16 protein-coding genes are annotated in these 19,621 nt (G+C 40.3%); 6 read left to right on the top strand and 10 right to left on the bottom strand.

Going from position 1 to position 19,621, the window contains the following annotated elements:
* The first annotated feature begins 898 nt into the window (after nucleotides 1-898).
* On the top strand, nucleotides 899-1,021 hold the full coding sequence (locus V7K89_RS03160) for a hypothetical protein (protein WP_335184292.1): 123 nt from the start codon (nucleotides 899-901) through the stop codon (nucleotides 1,019-1,021).
* Here V7K89_RS03160 and V7K89_RS03155 read toward each other — a convergent pair.
* From V7K89_RS03155 to V7K89_RS03125, 7 genes are all read right to left on the bottom strand, one after another.
* Nucleotides 1,018-3,351 carry an EamA family transporter gene (locus tag V7K89_RS03155; RefSeq protein WP_335184291.1) on the bottom strand — a complete coding sequence of 778 codons (2,334 nt, stop codon included), beginning with the start codon at nucleotides 3,349-3,351 and terminating at the stop codon, nucleotides 1,018-1,020. The genes V7K89_RS03160 and V7K89_RS03155 overlap by 4 nt on opposite strands.
* Before the next feature lie 222 nt (nucleotides 3,352-3,573).
* Entirely contained in the window at nucleotides 3,574-3,795 is a 222-nt protein-coding gene (locus V7K89_RS03150) for a hypothetical protein (protein WP_335184290.1), read from the bottom strand.
* 436 nt (nucleotides 3,796-4,231) lie between these two features.
* Nucleotides 4,232-5,494: an inorganic phosphate transporter gene (locus V7K89_RS03145; RefSeq protein ID WP_335184289.1), complete on the bottom strand. Its 1,263-nt coding sequence runs from the start codon at nucleotides 5,492-5,494 to the stop codon at nucleotides 4,232-4,234.
* A gap of 142 nt (nucleotides 5,495-5,636) precedes the next feature.
* Entirely contained in the window at nucleotides 5,637-6,683 is a 1,047-nt protein-coding gene (locus V7K89_RS03140) for a zinc-dependent dehydrogenase (protein WP_335184400.1), read from the bottom strand.
* Nucleotides 6,684-6,748: 65 nt separating this feature from the next.
* Nucleotides 6,749-7,162, bottom strand: a complete 414-nt coding sequence (locus tag V7K89_RS03135; protein ID WP_335184288.1) for a hypothetical protein — start codon at nucleotides 7,160-7,162, stop codon at nucleotides 6,749-6,751.
* Nucleotides 7,163-7,199: 37 nt separating this feature from the next.
* The gene (locus tag V7K89_RS03130; protein WP_335184287.1) at nucleotides 7,200-7,544 is read right to left on the bottom strand and encodes a PIN domain-containing protein; all 345 of its coding nucleotides are present in this window, start codon (nucleotides 7,542-7,544) and stop codon (nucleotides 7,200-7,202) included.
* A gap of 49 nt (nucleotides 7,545-7,593) precedes the next feature.
* On the bottom strand, nucleotides 7,594-8,055 hold the full coding sequence (locus tag V7K89_RS03125; protein WP_335184286.1) for a helix-turn-helix domain-containing protein: 462 nt from the start codon (nucleotides 8,053-8,055) through the stop codon (nucleotides 7,594-7,596).
* Nucleotides 8,056-8,574: 519 nt separating this feature from the next.
* Between V7K89_RS03125 and V7K89_RS03120 the strand changes: the two genes are divergently transcribed.
* Together V7K89_RS03120 and V7K89_RS03115 are read left to right on the top strand one after the other, a co-directional pair.
* Complete coding sequence (locus V7K89_RS03120) at nucleotides 8,575-9,216, top strand: alpha/beta fold hydrolase (RefSeq protein ID WP_335184285.1); 642 nt, start codon at nucleotides 8,575-8,577, stop codon at nucleotides 9,214-9,216.
* A gap of 97 nt (nucleotides 9,217-9,313) precedes the next feature.
* Complete coding sequence (locus tag V7K89_RS03115) at nucleotides 9,314-9,892, top strand: hemerythrin HHE cation-binding protein (RefSeq protein ID WP_335184284.1); 579 nt, start codon at nucleotides 9,314-9,316, stop codon at nucleotides 9,890-9,892.
* Between the two features lie 232 nt (nucleotides 9,893-10,124).
* Here the strand turns inward: V7K89_RS03115 and V7K89_RS03110 are convergent, their stop codons facing one another.
* Both V7K89_RS03110 and V7K89_RS03105 read right to left on the bottom strand, forming a co-directional pair.
* Nucleotides 10,125-11,558, bottom strand: a complete 1,434-nt coding sequence (locus tag V7K89_RS03110; protein WP_335184283.1) for an efflux RND transporter periplasmic adaptor subunit — start codon at nucleotides 11,556-11,558, stop codon at nucleotides 10,125-10,127.
* Nucleotides 11,559-11,659: 101 nt separating this feature from the next.
* Entirely contained in the window at nucleotides 11,660-14,899 is a 3,240-nt protein-coding gene (locus V7K89_RS03105; protein ID WP_335184282.1) for an efflux RND transporter permease subunit, read from the bottom strand.
* A 455-nt stretch (nucleotides 14,900-15,354) separates the two neighbouring features.
* Here V7K89_RS03105 and V7K89_RS03100 point away from each other — a divergent pair, with 455 nt between their 5' ends.
* Both V7K89_RS03100 and patX read left to right on the top strand, forming a co-directional pair.
* The gene (locus V7K89_RS03100; RefSeq protein ID WP_335184281.1) at nucleotides 15,355-17,100 is read left to right on the top strand and encodes an FAD-dependent oxidoreductase; all 1,746 of its coding nucleotides are present in this window, start codon (nucleotides 15,355-15,357) and stop codon (nucleotides 17,098-17,100) included.
* A gap of 107 nt (nucleotides 17,101-17,207) precedes the next feature.
* Nucleotides 17,208-17,435, top strand: coding sequence for a heterocyst-inhibiting protein PatX (gene patX / locus V7K89_RS03095; RefSeq protein ID WP_335184280.1), 228 nt, complete (start codon nucleotides 17,208-17,210; stop codon nucleotides 17,433-17,435).
* A 640-nt stretch (nucleotides 17,436-18,075) separates the two neighbouring features.
* On the opposite strand, the gene V7K89_RS03090 is transcribed toward patX, so the two are convergent.
* A complete protein-coding gene (locus V7K89_RS03090) occupies nucleotides 18,076-18,960 on the bottom strand; it encodes a ferritin-like domain-containing protein (RefSeq protein WP_335184279.1) in 885 nt (294 codons plus the stop codon).
* Between the two features lie 375 nt (nucleotides 18,961-19,335).
* Here V7K89_RS03090 and V7K89_RS03085 point away from each other — a divergent pair, with 375 nt between their 5' ends.
* Nucleotides 19,336-19,536, top strand: a complete 201-nt coding sequence (locus V7K89_RS03085; RefSeq protein ID WP_094327996.1) for a hypothetical protein — start codon at nucleotides 19,336-19,338, stop codon at nucleotides 19,534-19,536.
* The last annotated feature ends 85 nt before the right edge of the window (nucleotides 19,537-19,621 follow it).

Below are 19,621 nucleotides of genomic sequence, written 5' to 3'. Positions count from 1 at the left end.
TATTTTATATATTTGAGAGACTTAATTTACGTAGATGGTTTGTTACTATCAAAGGATGATAAGCCGCAACAAGCGACGATATCAGCTTTTTTTCTGGGTGTCTTGGCGAGCGCAGATTAAGTTGACTGGTATAAAACGACAGAAATAAAGATACCATCTTACGAAGCACAATTAGTAAGTGGGTGTGAATAATTAAAGATTTGTAGTGACTTAGCGTCGTCCGGGGTCTTTTCCATAAGCGACAAATTAAACCGAAGCATAAGGATTTTAGCCCTCAATACAAGCCAAGTTGAGAAATTTACAGTGCTTAACATAAGTTAGTTTATTCTTGCCCACTTATTTAGCTTCCCACACGGAAAAAACAAGCAGTCTGGCTGCTCAATATCAACAAAGGGATTATATTCTCAATAAATTTCAAAGTAGTCGCATTAAGAACTGCTTATTGATACAGATTTATGTAGGTGCAGTCTACCGTAGACATCGCTTTGAGTCTTGGAAACTACCAAACCTAACGAAAAATACTGATTTTGTCGTTGGTTCTTAACATTGGTTGCGATCAAAAGTAATTAATGATGTACTTCTAGAAAAAACGGGGTACTCTAAACATTTGTGCGACTTCTTCATCTTTTAGTTCCAAATGTACTGCAATGGTCTTAAATCCTTGTGAATCTTCTCTTTGAGCAAGTACTCGTGCTCAATTGCTGAAGTCAGTACTACTCATATTGCTTACATATACGTGTTTTCCTACCTGTATCAGGTTAAATCCCTAAAAATATATTACAAGTCGATTTCTTCTAAATACTGTTTCTGATCTATTAAGTGTGATCTGCACCTATACAGCATTTTGAAATCATTCGTAAAAACTTAAATCCCCGACTTCTCAAAGAAGTCGGGGATCTTGTTTGTCACGGATGATTTAGAGAAGTTACAAGTGGGTACATTAGCGTCAAGATTGATGCTAAGAGTTATGGCAGGTAAAGTAGCTCCCATCACACTGAAGCTGATTGAACTCGCCATTTAATTCGTGGGATTAGAGGGTTTAACCTGATTTCGCATTGTTTCAAAGCTGAAAGCAGCAGCGCCAAAAGTTACAAATAACACTCCCAGAATTTGTACAATATCCAAATTTTCTTGAATAATTAACCCAGCAAAAATTACAGTTAAAACTGGGATGCTACTACCGATTAGCGCCGATCGCGAGGCACCTAATTTACTAATACCAACATTATTGAGCAAATAACCTGCAAGAGTCAGCACACCTAAAATAAACGCGCTCAAAACCAGTTCCAGTATTTTAGAGGGGTCAACTATTACCAAGTTCCAACTGCTTGGCAAAGGTAACATCAAACAGATAAAACTCAACAGCAACATGGTAGTGAAGTTAATTAAAGTAAAAGTCACAGGATGCAGTTTGCTAGCACAGACTCGCGTCAGAATTATGTAGGCAGCAAAAGCCACACCCGAAAGAATGGCGGTGCTGCTTCCCATTGAAGTATTACCGATACCGATGCTAGAAGAACCCCCTAAAACTAACAATTCACCGCAGCAAATCGCGGCGATCGCCGCGATGCGGAATAGAGTGGGACGATCGCGAAACAGAAACCACGAAAATAGACCACTAACCATTGGATAGATAAAGAACAGTGCGATCGCCATTCCAGTTGTGACTTGAGCGATCGCAATATAGATTAGTACCTGAGATAAAAATAAAAAGCATCCACTTACAATTGACAACACCAAAATCTGCTTGGTAGCTGCATTGGCAGGTGTGGCATTTCCTCGGACTGAAGCGGACAAGTTTTCCAAGTCTTGCCACAGTCTTGGATGCAATATAGGAGATAAAAGTACCATCAGTGGTACGACTACCATAAACCGTAGCGTCAAAATTAACAGAGTATTGCCCAAAGTCGGCGGTAGCAATTGCTCTACGTCTAATACTCCAAAAATCTGAGAACCTTCGTGGAAAATCACCTTGATGGCTACGTTATAAAGTGACGATATCACTGCCGATAAGACAATCAACAACAAACCGATTTTGAGTGTCGATAAACTAGAAGAATTAGGCGATCGCGATTCTAGGGATTTTGCTTGAATCTCCGGTTCTAGTAGCGCAGTGGTTGATGAGGATTTAGCTTTGGTTTGCGATACGTTCTTGCGGCGGACAGCAATTGGTTCATTAGGATCTTTTGGAGAAGGTCGGATCATTCTCGGTTGTAGCAAAGATCCGAGCAAACTTTCTGATTTGGTTTCGTTTTCCGGCGATTCTTGATTTAAGACAGAAATTGGTTCGGTAGCATTATCCTTTGGTGGCGGAACTACAGCCGCAGTCGGTTCTGATGGCGTTTCCTTTACCGACAAGTCTTTGCTGGGTACAGAAATTGGATTCGTGACGTTTTCTTTAATAATCGGCGGCTTTGATATTGTTTCCCTTGGCGACAAATCCTTGCTGGGGACAGAAATTGGATTCGTGACGCTTTCTTTAATAATTGGCGGCTTTGATGTTGTTTCCCTTGGCGACAAATCCTTGTTGGGGACAGAAATTGGATTCGCGACGCTTTCTTTAATAATCGGCGGCTCTAATGTCGTTTCCCTTGGTGAAGATTTATTAGAAGTCGGGGAAATTGGCTCAAGGGAATTTCTTACTACTTCCTCAAACTCTGGTAGGGATTCAACAGAACCGTTTTTTTGTGGCTCCGTAAACTGTAAAACAGTAGGTTTACCTGCTGTTGCTGGTTTGCGTGAAGTTTCTTCTATAGTTTTTTCTAGTTCTCCATGCAGGCGATCGACAAACTCCGCCAAAATTGTTTCCCCTTGCTGCTGCTGGCTATACATCCGTGACAGCTGTTGGGAAAGATTACTTTGATAGTTCTTCAGCTCCTGTTGTAAAGAATTAAAGGTAATAGTAACGGTGTCATCCAGACTGTCAAACATGTGTTCGACTTTTTCATTAATTTCACCTACTACATTGCTGCTCACTTCAGCAGACTTCAGCGCAGCTTGTTCGTAAGATTTGCCCTCTATATTTTGATTTGCTAAAGTTGCTAGAGAGGATTGCAGTTGTGAAGATATATGCTTTGCCAGAACTTCTGCCAGTTGCCGAATTAACACTTGCTGCTCAGTAATTTGGCGCACTTGTTGTAAATGCTCTTTTTCCTCTACCAAGCTTTGAATCTCATCAGATAACCGATTTTTTTCTGACTGAAGCCGCTTTACGTCTTCCTGCAAAGCTCTGAGGACATTCTGCTGAAGATTTTCTAAGTCTTCAACTACAGCCCAAAGAGCATTTTCTGCTGCTCTAGATAGCTCCCCTCTGACTCTTGGGTTTTCTGGTTGCTTCTCGAATCGCCCCATTAGCTTCTAACCTCTAACACTTTGACGATAAAGCTGCTTCCTGTACACTTTATTGGCGATCATCCTAATTTCCTGTATTTTGTCAGATAAATTAAAAATTTTAACAGCACTTCCGCATTTCAACGTAATTTTGTCATAGTAGACACAAGTTAGCAAAGCATTTAAGTTTGCCACACAGCTTACTACACTGTGTTCTCTTCAGCATTGATAAGTATTAAACCATTAGATTTTGAATTTTGGTGAGGTAGCAGCACCCGTCTTGGCGCTTTGTGTCGTTAGCGCAGCGTTAGCGAGTCTTCGAGCGTCTGACAAAGTGGCGTTAGCGAGCTTGCGTTCGCGTAGCGTCTCGTAGAGAGCGTCACCCGAAGGGCGATTCCCATAGTTAGCAACGCCAGAGTGTCTGGGATATTGCCTAATCCGAAGGGATTTTGGCTTGATCGCCACGCCTGGAAGTCCCTTAGATAGAGACTTTTTGATTTTTGGTCAGTTTAATTTTTATAAATTATTTGCCAATGAAATTTTTACTTTTAAAGAAATCTCACTCCAAATAAATATTTATTATTTTGCTGCCAATAATAATTGTCAAAGATTCACAGATGCGTGTGCGTAGGCGACTCGTCGCTAGATATCCCCACCAAATTGTCTGACTTGCGAAACTAACTGTAAATTTGTGTGGAATGTAACTTATATGACAGTTTATCTCTCTAAATAGAGATTAAAGTATCTTTCTGTGGAAATTCAAAGTTACGCTATCCCCTGTACAACATTCTAATGAATGAACAGCAATTCTGCAAAAGCACACTTTTTTTGGTATTGTTGCAGTCCGGGTTTTGCTTTGAGTAAATTCCAGTAGAAAAAGTTTGGAAAATATTAATAATTCTTAGAAGAATAAAATCTGGGCGATGCTGAAAATAGCAGCGCTAAGAGCAGCACTCACAGGGATTGTAATTAGCCATGCGGCAGCAATGCCTTTTAGTGTTTGAAACTTAATCGACTTGAGATTTTGCACTAATCCAATACCAACTACACCACCGACGAGAGCGTGGGAGGTGGAGACTGGTAAACCTAGCCGGGAAGCGATGAGGATGGTGGTAGCAGTTGCTAGTTCGGCACAAAATCCACTACTGGGTTGCAAGGCAATAATATTTTCGCCAATGGTAGCAATGACTTTTTTTCCCCAGACAGCTAAACCACCAACAATACCAGCACCACCAAGGATTAAAATCCAAAGGGGGATAGTTATACCATCGGTAGGTACGCTACCAGTGCGATTGATGTAAACGATCGCAGCTAAAGGAGCGATCGCATTTCCCACATCATTAGAACCATGAGCAAAGGCGACGAAGCAAGCACTTAGCAATTGGAATCGGCCGAATAATCTTTCTACAGGATTGGGCATGGGGGATTGGGTAGTTGTACCCTTATCTGCTAACTGTCGCCAACTAATGATTGTAAGTCCAACTGCTGCTACTGCACCAGTTAACAGAGGAATGTCATGAGAAGGAATTGTAAAACCAACTTGCTCAATTACAAAATCGGTTAGCGGTTGTGTGAGTGATGGTAAGACAATCACACCGAAGACACCTAGCAGCGCAGTACTCAACCAAGGAATCCACTCTTGTAATTGCACTACTTGATTAGATTGATCTAAAATCCAGTGCTTGATTTGACTGTAGAGTAAAGCAGCGATCGCACCACTAATTAACGGTGTTAAAATCCAGCCAATGGTAATTAAGCCAATCGATGACCAATCAATTGCATTTACTCCCAAAGCTACCCAACTAAATCCAGCGATCGCACCAACAACCGCATGAGAAGAGGATACAGGTAAACCGCGTGATGTGGCAATTTGCAACCACACACCACACGATATTAGTACCGTTACCATCCCAGTAACTAATATTTGGGGTGTAGCTGCAAATAAGGCGGGATTAGCAATTTTCGTTGCTAAAGTTTCCGTTACCTCATGTCCAAACAACACAGCACCCGTAAACTCTAAAACCCCAGCAATTATTAGCGCTTGTTTGAGGGTGACAGCTTTGGAACCTACGGAGGTTCCCATCGCGTTAGCGACATCGTTTGCTCCGAGATTCCAGGCGACGTAAAAAGCTAATAGAGCTACGAAAAGTAGGGTAATAAGCATTTTGTTGGGGACAAGGGGAAAGTGAAAAAGATGAGGATGAAACTTGAGCTTTTAAGGGTGAACTTTGAACCTCTGAGCTTCGTCGTTGAATTTCAGAACTTTAAACTTATAGTTTTAACATCCCATCTCCCTAATCTTCCTTTTACGGATAAATTAAGATTTTATAAGTATCCGCAGTGGGTGCGATCGCAACTTCCACAGCTGCTGATAAATCTTTTAATGGATAGCGATCACTAATCAATGCTTGTATGTCAATTCGCTGATTAAATACAATATCAGCTGATAGATTCTGAAGCCGATAAGATGAGCTGTAACTGCCGATCAAGTCAATTTCCCGACGGTAGAGAATATTCGGGTTAATCGGAATTTCCACCTCATCAGGGAATTCGGCGAAAAATAGGATTTTCCCACCTTTACGGGTACTATCAAGTGCTTGAAAGAAAGCTTTCTCACTCGGAACAGCCAGCAGTGTAACATCAACACCTAGTCCACCAGTTAAGGCAGAGATTTTGGCAGATAAATCAGGATCGCGAGCATCAAAAGCCCCTTCTGCACCGACACTCAAGGCTTTATCAATTCTAGAGGGTAGTAAATCGGTAGCGATCGCTTTTGCTCCAAAATACTTCACCAACATGATAAACATTAACCCAATTGGCCCAGCACCAGTAACTAACACAGTTTGTCCTGGAGCAATTTGGGCTTTTTTCACAGCTTTCAAGCAGCAGTTAGTTGGTTCGACAAAACTCGCTTCTTCAAAACTTATGTTATCCGGAATAGGAATCAACCCACCATTTTCCACAATATGTCCAGGAACCTTGACATAATCAGCAAAACCGCCGCCACTGGCATTAAAGCCTGCGGTTGTGGAAATGTTTTTGTAGACATCACACATGGAAAAATTATCATTTAGGCAGTAGGCACAATGCATACAAGGGATGTGGTGCATCACTGCTACACGTTGTCCAACTTGCCAACCTTTGACATTATTGCCTAGTGCTGCGATCATACCGGCAGTTTCATGTCCAAAAATGCGCGGCGGTTCATACAGCGGATAACGAATTTTTTTTATATCTGACTGACACAACCCCACAACCCGCACCTGTACCAGAACTTCATCTGGTTCCAGATTTGGAACTGGGATATCTTCGTAAGACAGTTGATTAACGCCTCTAAATACCTGTGCTTTCACGTTAGTTTTTTCCCGCTCAACGATACTAGATGTAACATTAGCAGTCAACGTTAAGCTATTAGATTTTAGATTTGTGATTTTTGGATCTTAGCTTGTTCTAGTTGTGTTTCTAAGCTTTGTTCAAATATTTGGAATGCCTTAATGTCCTGTGATAAAAGACTTCCCTGAATTTTTCCATTTTCAACTCGCAGAATTTCCCCTCGGTTGCCTTTAGCCGTAATTGTTAAAATTCCCGCTTTTTGCCAGAGTCTATACCGCTCACCCTCAAAGTATCGACCACCCTCTGTTGCTATTCTTGCAAACTTACTCTTCAAAGTTGTTTTGGCAATTTGCACGATTACATCAGAATATTCATGGAAGCAAATACTACCAGTAAATTTTGTAACATTATTATTTTTTTCTAAGTTATTTAGTAATTCAACAATACTCAAAGGAGGGTTCTTGAGATCCTCTGATTGCTGTCGAATTACTTCAATCATTTTTCCTGGAAATTGCTCATTAAGATAAACCAAAAAATCATCTGGATGCCCAAGCCTCAATATCCCAAGGCTTTAAAGCCTCTGCTGGAAAGTCATCTAGGTTAGCAGTAACAATTACTTCTGCTTTGGCAACTATAGCAGCAGCAACAACATGGTGATCGCCTGGATGATTTGTCATTGAAGCAACTAGCTGTTCTGGTACTTCCACTATTGCTTCAGGAAAATGTATCTTGAGCATTTCTTGAAAGCGTGCAGCCTTGGCATCTGTCATCTTTCCCTTCTTTACAAGGTTGCGAGTAGCACCTTCTAGAATTTCTTGTGAAAAATGAATTTGGTAAAGTTCTGCCTCAGCAGCACGGAATAAGGTATCACATAGAGGCATAGGGTAGATAACGCAGGAGTCCAGAACAACAGAGAAAGGAAGCATCTTGTTAGTCTAATTTGCTACTCTCCTCATCATAGAACCCCTCATCTTGCAGAAATTGAGTGAATTCCTTCAAACCTTCTCGACGCTTGGTGTCTCGCTGTTGTTTATATTTCATTAAATCATCAAAACGAACCCGACGATGCGAACCCACCTTGATGTAATGAATATCACCCTGTTCTAATAACTTGATCAGGTAGGGACGTGATACGTTCAGATATTCAGCCGCTTGTTGTGTCGTCAATTCCTGTTGTTGAGGAATTATAGATATAGCCTTACCTGATGCCATTGCGTGGACAACTTGAAGTAGTACTTGATAAATCGGTTCAGGAATGGTAATTTTTTCTCCGTTAGCCCCTACCAGTTTTGCCTGGGAACCTTTAACGCTCAGTATGCGCTCCAGTTCGATAGATTGAGCTTCTAATTGTGGAGATATTACAGATTCTGAAAGCACGCTATGCTTAGACATCGTGGTTACTTACTTCCTCCTGTGTTGTAGGACGTTGTGCCGTCACTTCTATTCACTATCTTATAATACACACTACATAAACGAAATATCCGAAAAATAAAATAAAATAAAATAAAATAACTTTAGCCTTTGCGACTATGGAGCAGTGGCTCTCCTTCTCAAAAAAGAGCGCTGATAGGCGGGGAAATTTGTGTGATATAGAGAAATAGTCTTGACAGACTAACAATAATTATTTGCAATAATTTTTATAATACTGTAAGCTTTTCTAAAACATATTGAATATTTTTATCAATAAATTTTTATAAGAGGTTTGAAACACTGGTAAGTCTGGCTGGAAAAATCAGCTGGAATCAGATATAGCAACTTGTGATTATTAGTTACACAAATTCTTAATTAGCAAATTGAGAGTTTATTCTATTTACAGGAAAATCAGGATGTCTAAACTGCCGGATGTTCTTTGGTTAAATACAAGCCCTAGTTTGCAATACTTTGCTCAACCACTACTTCGTGTCCGATCTAGTGACAATCCAAGAGTGGAAATATCGCCAAAGCCAAGATGAAGTAAGTTCACTAGATATTGCTGTTGTTCTGCTTCATGACTACCTCAAATCTTGCAATCGACCTGTTCACCTCATTGGTCATAGTACAGGAGGATTACTAGGGCTACTTTATAGCCGTCGCTATCCAGAAACAGTCAAGTCTTTGACGCTATTAGCCGTGGGTGTTGATGCAGCGGTTGATTGGCAAGCTCATTACTATATTCACCGTCAGTTTTTAAGTCGCCAAAAGCTTTTGACTGATATGGTTTACAACTTATTTGGCTATCAGGATGAACGCACTCTCAAGAGTTTGACACATCTGCTGGAGCAAGACTTAGATTGTTCGCTCTCTCCTCATTCTCTGTTTGAGAGGGTGAGTATAAAGGCAAACAAAGTTGCAGTACCTTTGATGGTTTGTGGTAGCTTAAATGACATTATTGTCGAACCAGAGGCACTGCAAGGATGGCGATCGCACTTAAAGGAGGGCGATCGCCTCTGGTCTTGTTTAGAAGGAGGGCATTTCTTTCACTTTTCCCAGTATCAGCTTGTAGGAGAACAGCTACTTGACTTCTGGAAGTTTATACGTGTGTCAGATTCGCTGTATTCCTGTTTGCGACTTTAGACATAAATAAATGATAATACATCTCAAGAATGATTTGTTGAGCAAAACAAATGTGAGAGGTTAATAGTATCCTAAATTATTTGAGGCAAGTCTAGAAATGGTTGTGGCTTTAGATGATACTAAGCGTAAGGCGATCGCTACAGAGCTAGCAGATTTGAAAGCTATACAAGAGTTGCTAATTTCTAATGAACGAAAAGTACTACCTGCTGTAAGCAACGATCAAGAAATTAGCAAACGCCTAAACGACTTTCTCAAAGATGACCAAGAAAACCTCACAGTGATTGAGGGAGTTATTTCAAAATTTGGTGGTGGTTCAGCCCAGCCTAGAGACACTATCGGGCAGTACATTGAGCAAGTAAACCGGATAATAGATGGAGATGAGCTGACAATATACCAAAAGTTTTCTATTCACGAAAGGATTAAGCACCAAGCCGTAATGACTGGTTTAATTATCCATAAGGCTTCTCAGGTGGTAGGTGATGACGTGAAAGAAGCTATTGGGCCGCTCAACCAAGTGAACTTTCAAAATCGCGCTCATCAAGAACAGTTGAAAGGTGTGTTAGAAGTTTTGGGTACAAGAGAACTTACAGGTCAAGACCCAGATCAAGGAGTTTGGGCGCGGACTCAAGATGCTGTTGCAGCTTTGAGGGGTGTGTTTGAGGGTTTGACAAAGTAAATCTAACTCGACACTGCCTTAATTTCTAGTAAGGTAAGTGTTAATTGAGAAATAATCATAATAATCTCTGTTGATTTCAGGAATGCAATCGCGATCGCATTCAGTTTGAGATAAAAACTGGAATGCGATCGCTTTTTTTAGGAAAATATGCCGGAACTCCGGTGAAATTAAGGTATAGTTCAACTGCTCAAGAACTGCTCACTCAGCGATTGATTATTTTTTTGTCAGTCCCTTAATTCTTAATCTTAGGCTTCGATGCAAGTACCTGAACCGATTTACCATTTTGGAGAGCATCAGTAGGATTAGTAATTAACCTAACATTAGGGCTTAAACCAGAGACTACTTCAACTTCAGTACCATAATCTCTTCCCAGCTCTACTTTTTTGTACTTAACTTTGTTTTCCTTTGTCACAGTAGCTACTTGTATACCATCTGCATTAATCACTAAGGTATTAGCTGGTACTAACAAAGGTGGATTGGCACGTTCAGTCTTAAAAGTCACTTCAGCATACATCCCAGGACGCAACACATTATCTGAATTCTGTACTTCAATTTCAGTTAAAAGCGTATTAGAGGTGGCATCTAAAGCATCAGCAGTACGAATAACTTTACCAGAAAAAGATTTTTTCGGTAGCTCACGAACACGAACAAGCGCAGTTTGTCCAGGGTGAATTGATTGAACAGAAGCTTGAGGAACGTTAATTTTGATATGTAAATTATCTGTCTGAGCAATCTTAAATAACCAGGAATTTCCACTATTATTATTACTACCCGCAGAAATTAAAGCTCCTGCATCTATATTACGAGCAGTAATTACGCCTGCAAAAGGAGCAGCAATTTGTTTGAATGATTGTAAAACTGTTACCCTCTGTAAGTTTGACTGAGTAGCATTTTTACTCGCAACAAAAGCATTAATGTTAGCTTTTTGGGAATTAATAGCTGCAAGAGCAGTATTTATACTTTCTTGGTCTGAATTAACGCGAGCAATTAAAGTATCTACATTAGCTTGACTTGCATTAAAAGCACTTTCACGTTCATCAGCAGCTTGTGTAGTCACTGCTCCTTGCTGTTGAAGTAATTGCCAACGTTGCCAAGTTTGACGTGCTAATTTTAAGTTAGTACGTGCTTCGACTAGTTCTGCCTGTCTAGCTTTGAGGTTAGCTTTTGTTTGAGAAAGATTACTTTGCTTTTGTGCTAAATCTGCTTGAACTTGAGAAATATTGGCCTCAGACTTTGCTAATTCTGCACGAGCTTGCTGTACATCCTGGTCAATTTCAGGCGCATCAATTATAGCTAGTAGCTGCCCCTTATTTACGCGATCGCCAATATCTACTAATTTCTTATGTAAATAGCCACTAGTACGGGCATAAATTGTGGTTTCTTGGCTTGCCTGAATACTGCTAGGTAGGACTAATTCTGTAAAATTAGCCGCCAGTTTGGGTTTAACTACATTAACTAAAGAACCTTTTTTTGTTGTAGATTTAGCGAAAGCATTTAATTCTGATTGCTGTTGAATACGAGGTATAATACCAAATGCTAAAAGCCCAGCAATAACAAAAGTAGTCGTACCAATAATGGTGACAAAACTGAGGTGATTTTTTTGAGATTTTGCCGCAATTGAAGTCAGATCAGAAGGCTCGGTTTGGGTGTTTTCTTGAGTATCCATATATATATTTTCTTTTAGATTTGTTGATTTATAAAAATATAAGTAGCTCTGAGATACCAAACTTATCTAATAAATCGGGGGTCTTATTATTCACGAATCATTTAGCGATTGGCTACAGTTAATTTAATAGTAGAGGATAATTCTTCCTCTAAATTTTGGGGTTGTTTTCGGCGCAAAATACTATAAATTACAGGTACAAAAATTAAAGTTGCCACTGTTGCTGCTAATAATCCACCAATTACAGCACGTCCTAAAGGAGCATTTTGTTCACCACCTTCTCCTAAACCAAGAGACATTGGTAACATCCCCATAATCATAGCTCCAGCAGTCATTAAGACTGGACGCAAACGGGTATAACCAGCAGCTAAAGCCGCAGAAACAGCTTTTTCCCCTGTTAGACGTTGCTCATTAGCAAAGGTAACGAGCAAAATGCTATTGGCAGTAGCAACTCCAATACTCATGATTGCACCCATCAAAGACGGTACACTAAAAGTCGTGTTAGTTACAAATAGTATCCAAACAATTCCTGCTAAAGCATTTGGCAGTGCCATCATGATAATGAATGGATCAATCCAAGATTGAAAATTAACTACTATTAGGCAATAAACTAATCCAATTGCAAATATCAATCCTACTTCTAATCCTAGAAAAGATGAATTCATCGTTTCTACTTGGCCTTTCACTATAATTGAAGTTCCACGCGGTAACTTATGTTGAAATTGCCCAACTATTTTATAAATATCGCTAGCGACACCACCTAAATCACGACCTTGAACATTGGCGTAAATATTAAATACAGGCTGTACATTGTAATGATTAACAACAGCAGGAGCTTTACCACGTTTAACAACACCAAGATTGCTTAAAAGTTGTGATGAGCTAGAACCGTTAGCTACAGGAGTATTCTGAATTTTTTCTAGTGAGTTAAGTTTATACTGGGGAACTTGTACTGCTATTAGATAACTAACTCCTTTAATAGGATCAAGCCAAAAATTGGGTGATGTTTGACCACTAGAACTTAATGATGTGAGTAGGTTATTAGCAACATCTCGTTGAGTTAAACCGCTACGTTGTGCTTGAGAACGATCTACATTAATACGTAGGTCTGGGGCATTAACAACTTGATGCAAATGAACATCAACTGCTCCACGAATTTGAGCTATTTGGGTTTGGATTTGGTTGGCAATTTTGTAGTTATCCCGACGATTCTTAGCTGGGCCTATGACCTGAATATCAATAGGTGCTGGTAAACCGAAATTGAGAATTTGGGTTACTATATCCGCAGGTTGGAAAAAGAAAGTTAATTCAGGAAATTGGGCGGTTAAGTTTTGGCGTAGTTGTTTAACATATTGCCAAGTAGAATGATGTTTACCTTCTTTGAGGCCAACAAGAATTTCTCCATCACCAGGCCCTATGGTTGCTGTGTCGCTAAAAGCAAGGTTTACTCCACCTACAGGTAGACCAATATTGTCAAGAATAATTTCTAATTCTTCCTCAGGAATAACTTGGCGAATCTCATTTTCAACTTGAGTAAAAATCTGTTCTGTCTTCTCAAGTCTAGTTCCCGCAGGAGCGCGGACATGCAAGCGAAACTGACCTGCATCTACTTGAGGGAAAAAGTCTTGACCGACAAAAGGTAGTAAAACTAAGGCGCTTACCCAAAAAGCCCCAAACATCGCAAAAACTATACCACGATGATTTAGAGCTTTGGCTAAAGTATTTCGATAGCTTTGGCGAAACTTTTCAAATTGGCGATTAAACTGCTCATGAATCCGCCAGAAAATATTTTTTTTGGGAAGTTGGGTAGATATATGACCATTACCATTATCAGCTAAATTTTCATGTTCAGTATAAAGATGTAGTTCCTTACCAAGCAGAAATTTTGCCAACATTGGTACTACTGTACGCGAGAGTAGATAAGAGGCAAGCATTGCAAAAACAACCGCCATTCCTAAAGGCATAAACAGCGATTGTGCTACTCCTGTTAAAAAGACAATTGGGATAAAAACAATACAGATTGCCAAAGTCGAAACGAAAGCGGGAATAGCTATTTGTTGTGCGCCATCTAAAATAGCTTGTTGCAAAGGTTTTCCTTGTCCCAAATTACGATGGATATTTTCAATTTCTACTGTGGCATCATCAACTAAAATCCCAACTGCTAGAGATAGACCTCCCAAGGTCATAATATTCAAAGTCTGTCCTATCAATCGCAGAGTAATAATAGAACAAAGAATTGATAAAGGGATTGAAATTGCCACAATTAAAGTGCTACGCCAACTGCCTAAAAATAATAAAATCATTGCGGCAGTTAAACAAGCAGCAATTAATCCCTCGGTTAATACTGCGTGGATGGAAGCTTTAACAAATATCGATTGATCGAATAATATTTCTAAATCTAATTCTTTGGGTAATGTAGCTTGAATTTTCGGTAGTCTTTCTTTGACTCTAGCTACAACATCTAAAGTTGAAGCACTACCATTTTTGAGAATAGTTAATAAGCTAGAACGTTTCCCATCTCGACGGACAATATTGTTCTGCACAGCAAACCCATCATGGACTTGGGCAACATCACGTATATAAATGATCGTGCCGTTAATCTGTTTAATTGGTAAATTGTTTAAGGCTTCTAGGACTTGGGGACTACTATTGAGTCGAACACTATACTCGCGATCGCCTAATTTGGCATTTCCCCCAGGTAAGATAAGATTTTGGGCGCTGATTGCGGTTGTAACATCTGTAGCTGAAAGACCTTTGGCAAATAGTGCCTGTGGGTCAATATCTACCATAATTTGCCGAGGTTTACCTCCATAAGGTAACGGTACAGATGCACCTTGAACAGTCGCTAACTGAGTGCGGAGAAAATTATTGCCATTATCGTAAAGTTCTTGCTCTGATAGTGATGTGCTGCTAACACTTAGCTGGAGAATTGGTACATTAGAGGCATTGTAGCGAATAATTAAAGGAGGTGTAATTCCTGGAGGTAAAACTCGGAGAATTGTTTGAGTATTGGAAGTAAGTTGAGCTACTGCTGCTTCAATTTTTGCTCCTGGCTGGAAAAAAACTTTAATGACACTAACACCATTGAGTGATTGTGATTCGATGTGTTCAATATCATTAACCGTGGTTGTAAAAGAGCGTTCACTGGTCGTAACAATACGCTGTTCCATTTCTTCTGGTGAAACACCACCATAAGACCAAATTACACTGACAATAGGAATATTAATTTCTGGAAAAATGTCCGTTGCCATGCGCGTAATAGTAACTACTCCTAAGACAAAAATAAGTATGGAAGTAATTACAAAGGTGTAGGGGCGACGAAGAGCAAGTTTAACAATCCACATTATTTTTTAGTTTAAATTCTTCTTTTTTCTTTAGTCTGTCAGTGCGATTTACACTAAAGCAAATTATTATTTAAATTTTAGTTATTCATTGCTAATTGCCAAATGAATATTTACTGAACGCTTTCATATGCAATCAGCTAGATTAAAAGATTTAGTAAATCCGGTAACTTGATAGGTTTACAGTATTTTATGTGAAATTATCTTTGCATACAGATGTGTAAAATGCAAGACCCTATACTTCATTAAAATAAATATGTAATATTTCATACATACTTGTGCAAGTACCTTGTCAAGCGAGTTTTGATGGTTTGTAGTGAGAACTTAAGTGCTTACCCATCAATTTAAACTTGACAAAAGCTGATTTTTAGAAGTGAATTATAAACTCAGCTGATAAAAGTAGAGCCAAGGATTAACCGAAATCAGCTAGATAGTTAACCCTGGTAGAGGATTTGGTCATGGTTCATCAGACATACATAGCTGATGTCTTAGTTGTCGGTGGCGGAACTGGAGGGACTGCGGCTGCTATCCAAGCAGCGCGACGGGGAGTCAAAACCATTCTGGTGAGTCAATTTCCTTGGTTGGGAGGAATGCTAACTTCAGCTGGAGTGTCTGCACCCGATGGCAACGAATTAGAAGCCTTTCAAACAGGGTTATGGGGTGCATTTTTGCAGGAATTGCGACAACGACAGCCCGGAGGATTAGATAACAGCTGGGTAAGCTTTTTTAGTTACGATCCCCGAATTGGGGCAGAGATTTTTGCTGATTGGGTGCAGGAATTGCCGAATCTGCACTGGATTTCTGGACAAGTGCCAATGGAGGTTTACCGCCAAGGTGATTCTATTACTGGTGTGCGCTTTGCTGATTTTGCTGTCACAGCCAAAATTATTCTCGACGGTACAGAGTTAGGAGATTTATTAGCTTTAGCTGATATACCTTACCGCTGGGGTTGGGAATTGCAATCGGAGTGGGGAGAAGCCAGCGCCCCAGTGACTTTTAACTCTTTAACCCAGAAATATCCTGTGCAAGCGCCCACTTATGTAGTGATTATGCAAGACTTTGGTGAATCAATTGCACCAGAGATTCCGGTTGCCCCTAACTATAATCCATCACAGTTTACAGGTGCTTGGGATGGCTATGGAGCAGAAACATTTTTAAATTATGGACGTTTGCCTGATGGACTGTTTATGATGAATTGGCCAATCTGTGGCAATGACTACGGCGAAGGGGTAGGGCGGTTGATAGAGTCAGATGTATCCAGAAGTGAATTCATCCAAGAATCTCGCTGGCACAGCCAAAATTTTGCTCATTTTATTCAAAAACAGCTTGGTAGTCGCTATGGTTTAGCAAAAAAAGTATTTCCTCACGCCCCTACAGCTTTTGCACTGCATCCCTATTACCGAGAAAGCCGCCGCTTGGTGGGGCTAACTACTGTCCGAGAACAGGATATTTTGCTGATCGCCAAAGGTAGAGTTGCATCTATATTTAATGATGCAATTGCAGTTGGGAACTACGCCAATGACCATCATTATCCTGGCGTTCAATTCCCACTACAACCAAAATCTATCCGCTGGGGAGGACGTTGGACTGGAACTCCCTTTACAATTCCCTACAGTTGTCTAATTCCAGCCACAACAGATGGTTTTTTGGTCTGTGAAAAGAATATTTCTGTCTCCCACATTGCCAATGGCGCTACCAGATTACAACCTGTGGTTATGGGAATTGGTCAAGCAGCAGGGATGGCAGCGGCAATATGTGTTGAGTTAAACTGCCAGCCAAGAGATTTACCTCTTAGAACGCTACAAACGGCTTTATTAGAAGATAATCGCTCAAAAGCGCTAATTCTTCCTTTGTTTAATCTTCCTCCCAATCATTCGGATTGGTGCTACTGGCAACTGTATTACTTAGATAACCCACAAGCCTATCCAGTTAATGGCGATTGCCCTGACTCTGCTTTTGACAACGCATTAATTCAGGAAAGTACCTGTTTCAAAGGGATTTTTTACCGCTTGGAACAGCAGGAATACAAATTCACTGTCACAGCCCCAGCCGCATATCAAGGGCAAAGTTGGCAGCTTGTGACTTTGCGATCGCATATCGACAAGCAATTACGCGCTTATCCCGACGAACAATTAGTTACATTCTGGGGTCGTCACAATCACTCTGGTAATTGGTTATTAGTCGAACATTTAAACAAAGGATAGGAAGAGTTTATTTTCAGTAAAGCAGAATACTTTTTGATTAATTGTCCGGATATTCATTAAAAAGCTAAGTATCAGTGAAGAGGAGAGTTCCAAAATAGACATCTGCTATGCGTGCTGCCATTTCACTTTTAGTCTCGAGTCTGGTGTTCGGCCCCTTAGTTTTTAATTGCCAAGCAATGGTCAATCACTTATCAATAGGGCTGCCTTCCACGCCTACTTCAGAACAGTGGCTCTCGGCGGCATCTGAACAAGCTTCAGATGATGCGCCACGTCATCGCGGTAGTGGGCGCAGAGAAGTGACACAAAAAGCGCGAAATATTTATGCTGTGGTTTAACTACTGTAGAGTAATGCTTCTTTGCCCAAAGGAACAAAATTACCAGAAAACAGGATGTTATGTTAACATCTGTCACACAGTTTTTCTGGCAAAGATATATACAGTTGACACACGAAAGTCTTCAGCGATCGCTTAGTATTTCAACTGCAAGCTTTGTATATATAGTTGGCCTCAATCATGCCGATCAAAATTCCCTAATAGATTTTTTTTCTCATGCATTCAGTAAGTGGTTATATACATAAGCAAGTGACCAATCTTAGCTCCGACATCTGTTTAACGTCCTTTGCCGAAGCATAAAATCTCTTTCGTTTCATCTCTTGCTTATCTAGCGTATGGATTAGCACAAGTAGTATAGATTTATTGCACTTGTTAACAAATCTACTATTCTTAACCTACTTTTGCCTCCTAGTTCGTTCTCTTCGCAGATGGCTCACGACGATATAAATATTAAGAAGGATCTGCCAGATCATCTTAGTCATTTTAATTATTCTACACCCAAGGCCAGATGCAAAATTTTGCATCTGGTTTTTTTAGATGAATTTTAGTTAAAGAAAGAAGTGGGGAGCAGGGGAGAAGTTCAATAAGTTTTTCCCCTCTGCCCTTATGCCCAATGCCCCATGCCCTTTTAAACCGTTGTTTTCTAGCGATTATTTTCTGTTGCCTGGATGCCGTTGAGGAACATTGGCACAAACTTCTCAATAAACGTCTGTGGATCGCGCTGCCAAGCCTTTTGTGCAGCTTGAATTCTAGTAAATTGCAATTCAGGTGCTAGCAAAGTCTGGGGTAAGCGTTCCATCAAGTATTGGGGACGTTGCCAAAGCGGCATGGTATTTGCCACTTCCACCAAGTTGGCAACTCGCCGTAGTTCTGCACCCAAGGTGATATCCATTCCGGATTCAAATGCCGCTTGTTCAATTGCAGTATATTTTCGCTTGGCTTGCTCGACTTTTTGCTGATGTTCTGGACTTTGACGCGCGAGTTCTCCTAGCCAACGATTACCCCATCGGACGTGTCCTGCTTCCTCTGGGAGAATTTTTTCAATCGTTTCCCGAATTTTGATGTTTTCTTCTGTCTGCGGTGCTTGTTTGAGGGCGTGAATGTGAGCAGAGAAATACTCACAGCCCCGTTTTTCGGTGATGTTAATTGCGGCCAAGGCAGCAATTATGCCGTCCTCTAGGTTGTGTTTTGGGTCATAGGTGTCTTTGTCGAGCAGCCGATCAAATTCATCAATATAGGAAGTTCCGGGGGGAGTTCCTATATCGCCTCCCAAATCAATCAACAAGTCAGTTAGCCACATGGCATGACGAGCTTCATCTGAGATGTGATGAGACAAATCCCGCACCAGTTCCCGTGGCTGTCCATTGAGTTGTTCAATTACCTCAGTTAGGTCTTTGCAACTGCGTTGTTCGCTGTAACGGTAGCGGTTGAGGGTAATCAGATGGATTTCGCGATCGCATACCACCCGTTTTAATATATCTCTCGCACTCAAAACATTCTGAAATTTACGTGGGTAAGTGACTGTCATAAATTATGTAAACTTTTGTAAATCTTTATTTAATAGTAACTTAATTTTTACGAGTGCTGTATTTGTGCCGCTTCACCGAAAAAAAGAGTACGAATTACAAGAATTAATCACTTAAGTTGAACTTAAGTGTAAATAAAAGTAACGAATAAATGTTCAGTCTTGGGTAAAGTGTGTTTTTAAGCTCAGACCAATCTGAAGCTAGATGATTTTAGTTATCAAAAGTGGATTGGAGAGATTTTCCTCCAAAACCGGAAAATTTTAGGCAAACAAAATATGATTTTTTGTAAAAAGTAGCTTATGTTACAGAATTTTTGTTATATTAGTCTTGTAAGGAAAGGAAAATTATATATTCACGAAATAGAGAGGACTATGGTTATGTCTATCGCAGATAAATCTCGTGCGTTAATGGTGCGCGAACATCAGCAAGTCAAGAATCGCCAACAATCAATACTGATGCGGGCGGCACAAGAACTTGGTCTTCCTGAAGAAGCATCTCACTACTGGAACCCGATTCAAGGAAAGGTAGATGCTAATACTCGGATGATTTATGGGCCCAGTCATGCTTCCATGAGCTAAATTTCAGGAATTCTAAGCTGGATTTTTTGAGTGAATGTCTCAACTGACAAGTCTGGAAAAAAAGCCACCCTCTACTTTAGGGTGG

It is taken from the genome of Nostoc sp. (assembly GCF_036917515.1).
In the GTDB taxonomy this organism is placed as follows: Bacteria; Cyanobacteriota; Cyanobacteriia; order Cyanobacteriales; family Nostocaceae; genus Nostoc.
The sequence above is the reverse complement of the archived record's forward strand: the minus strand, read 5'-3'. Positions and strand labels throughout refer to the sequence as shown.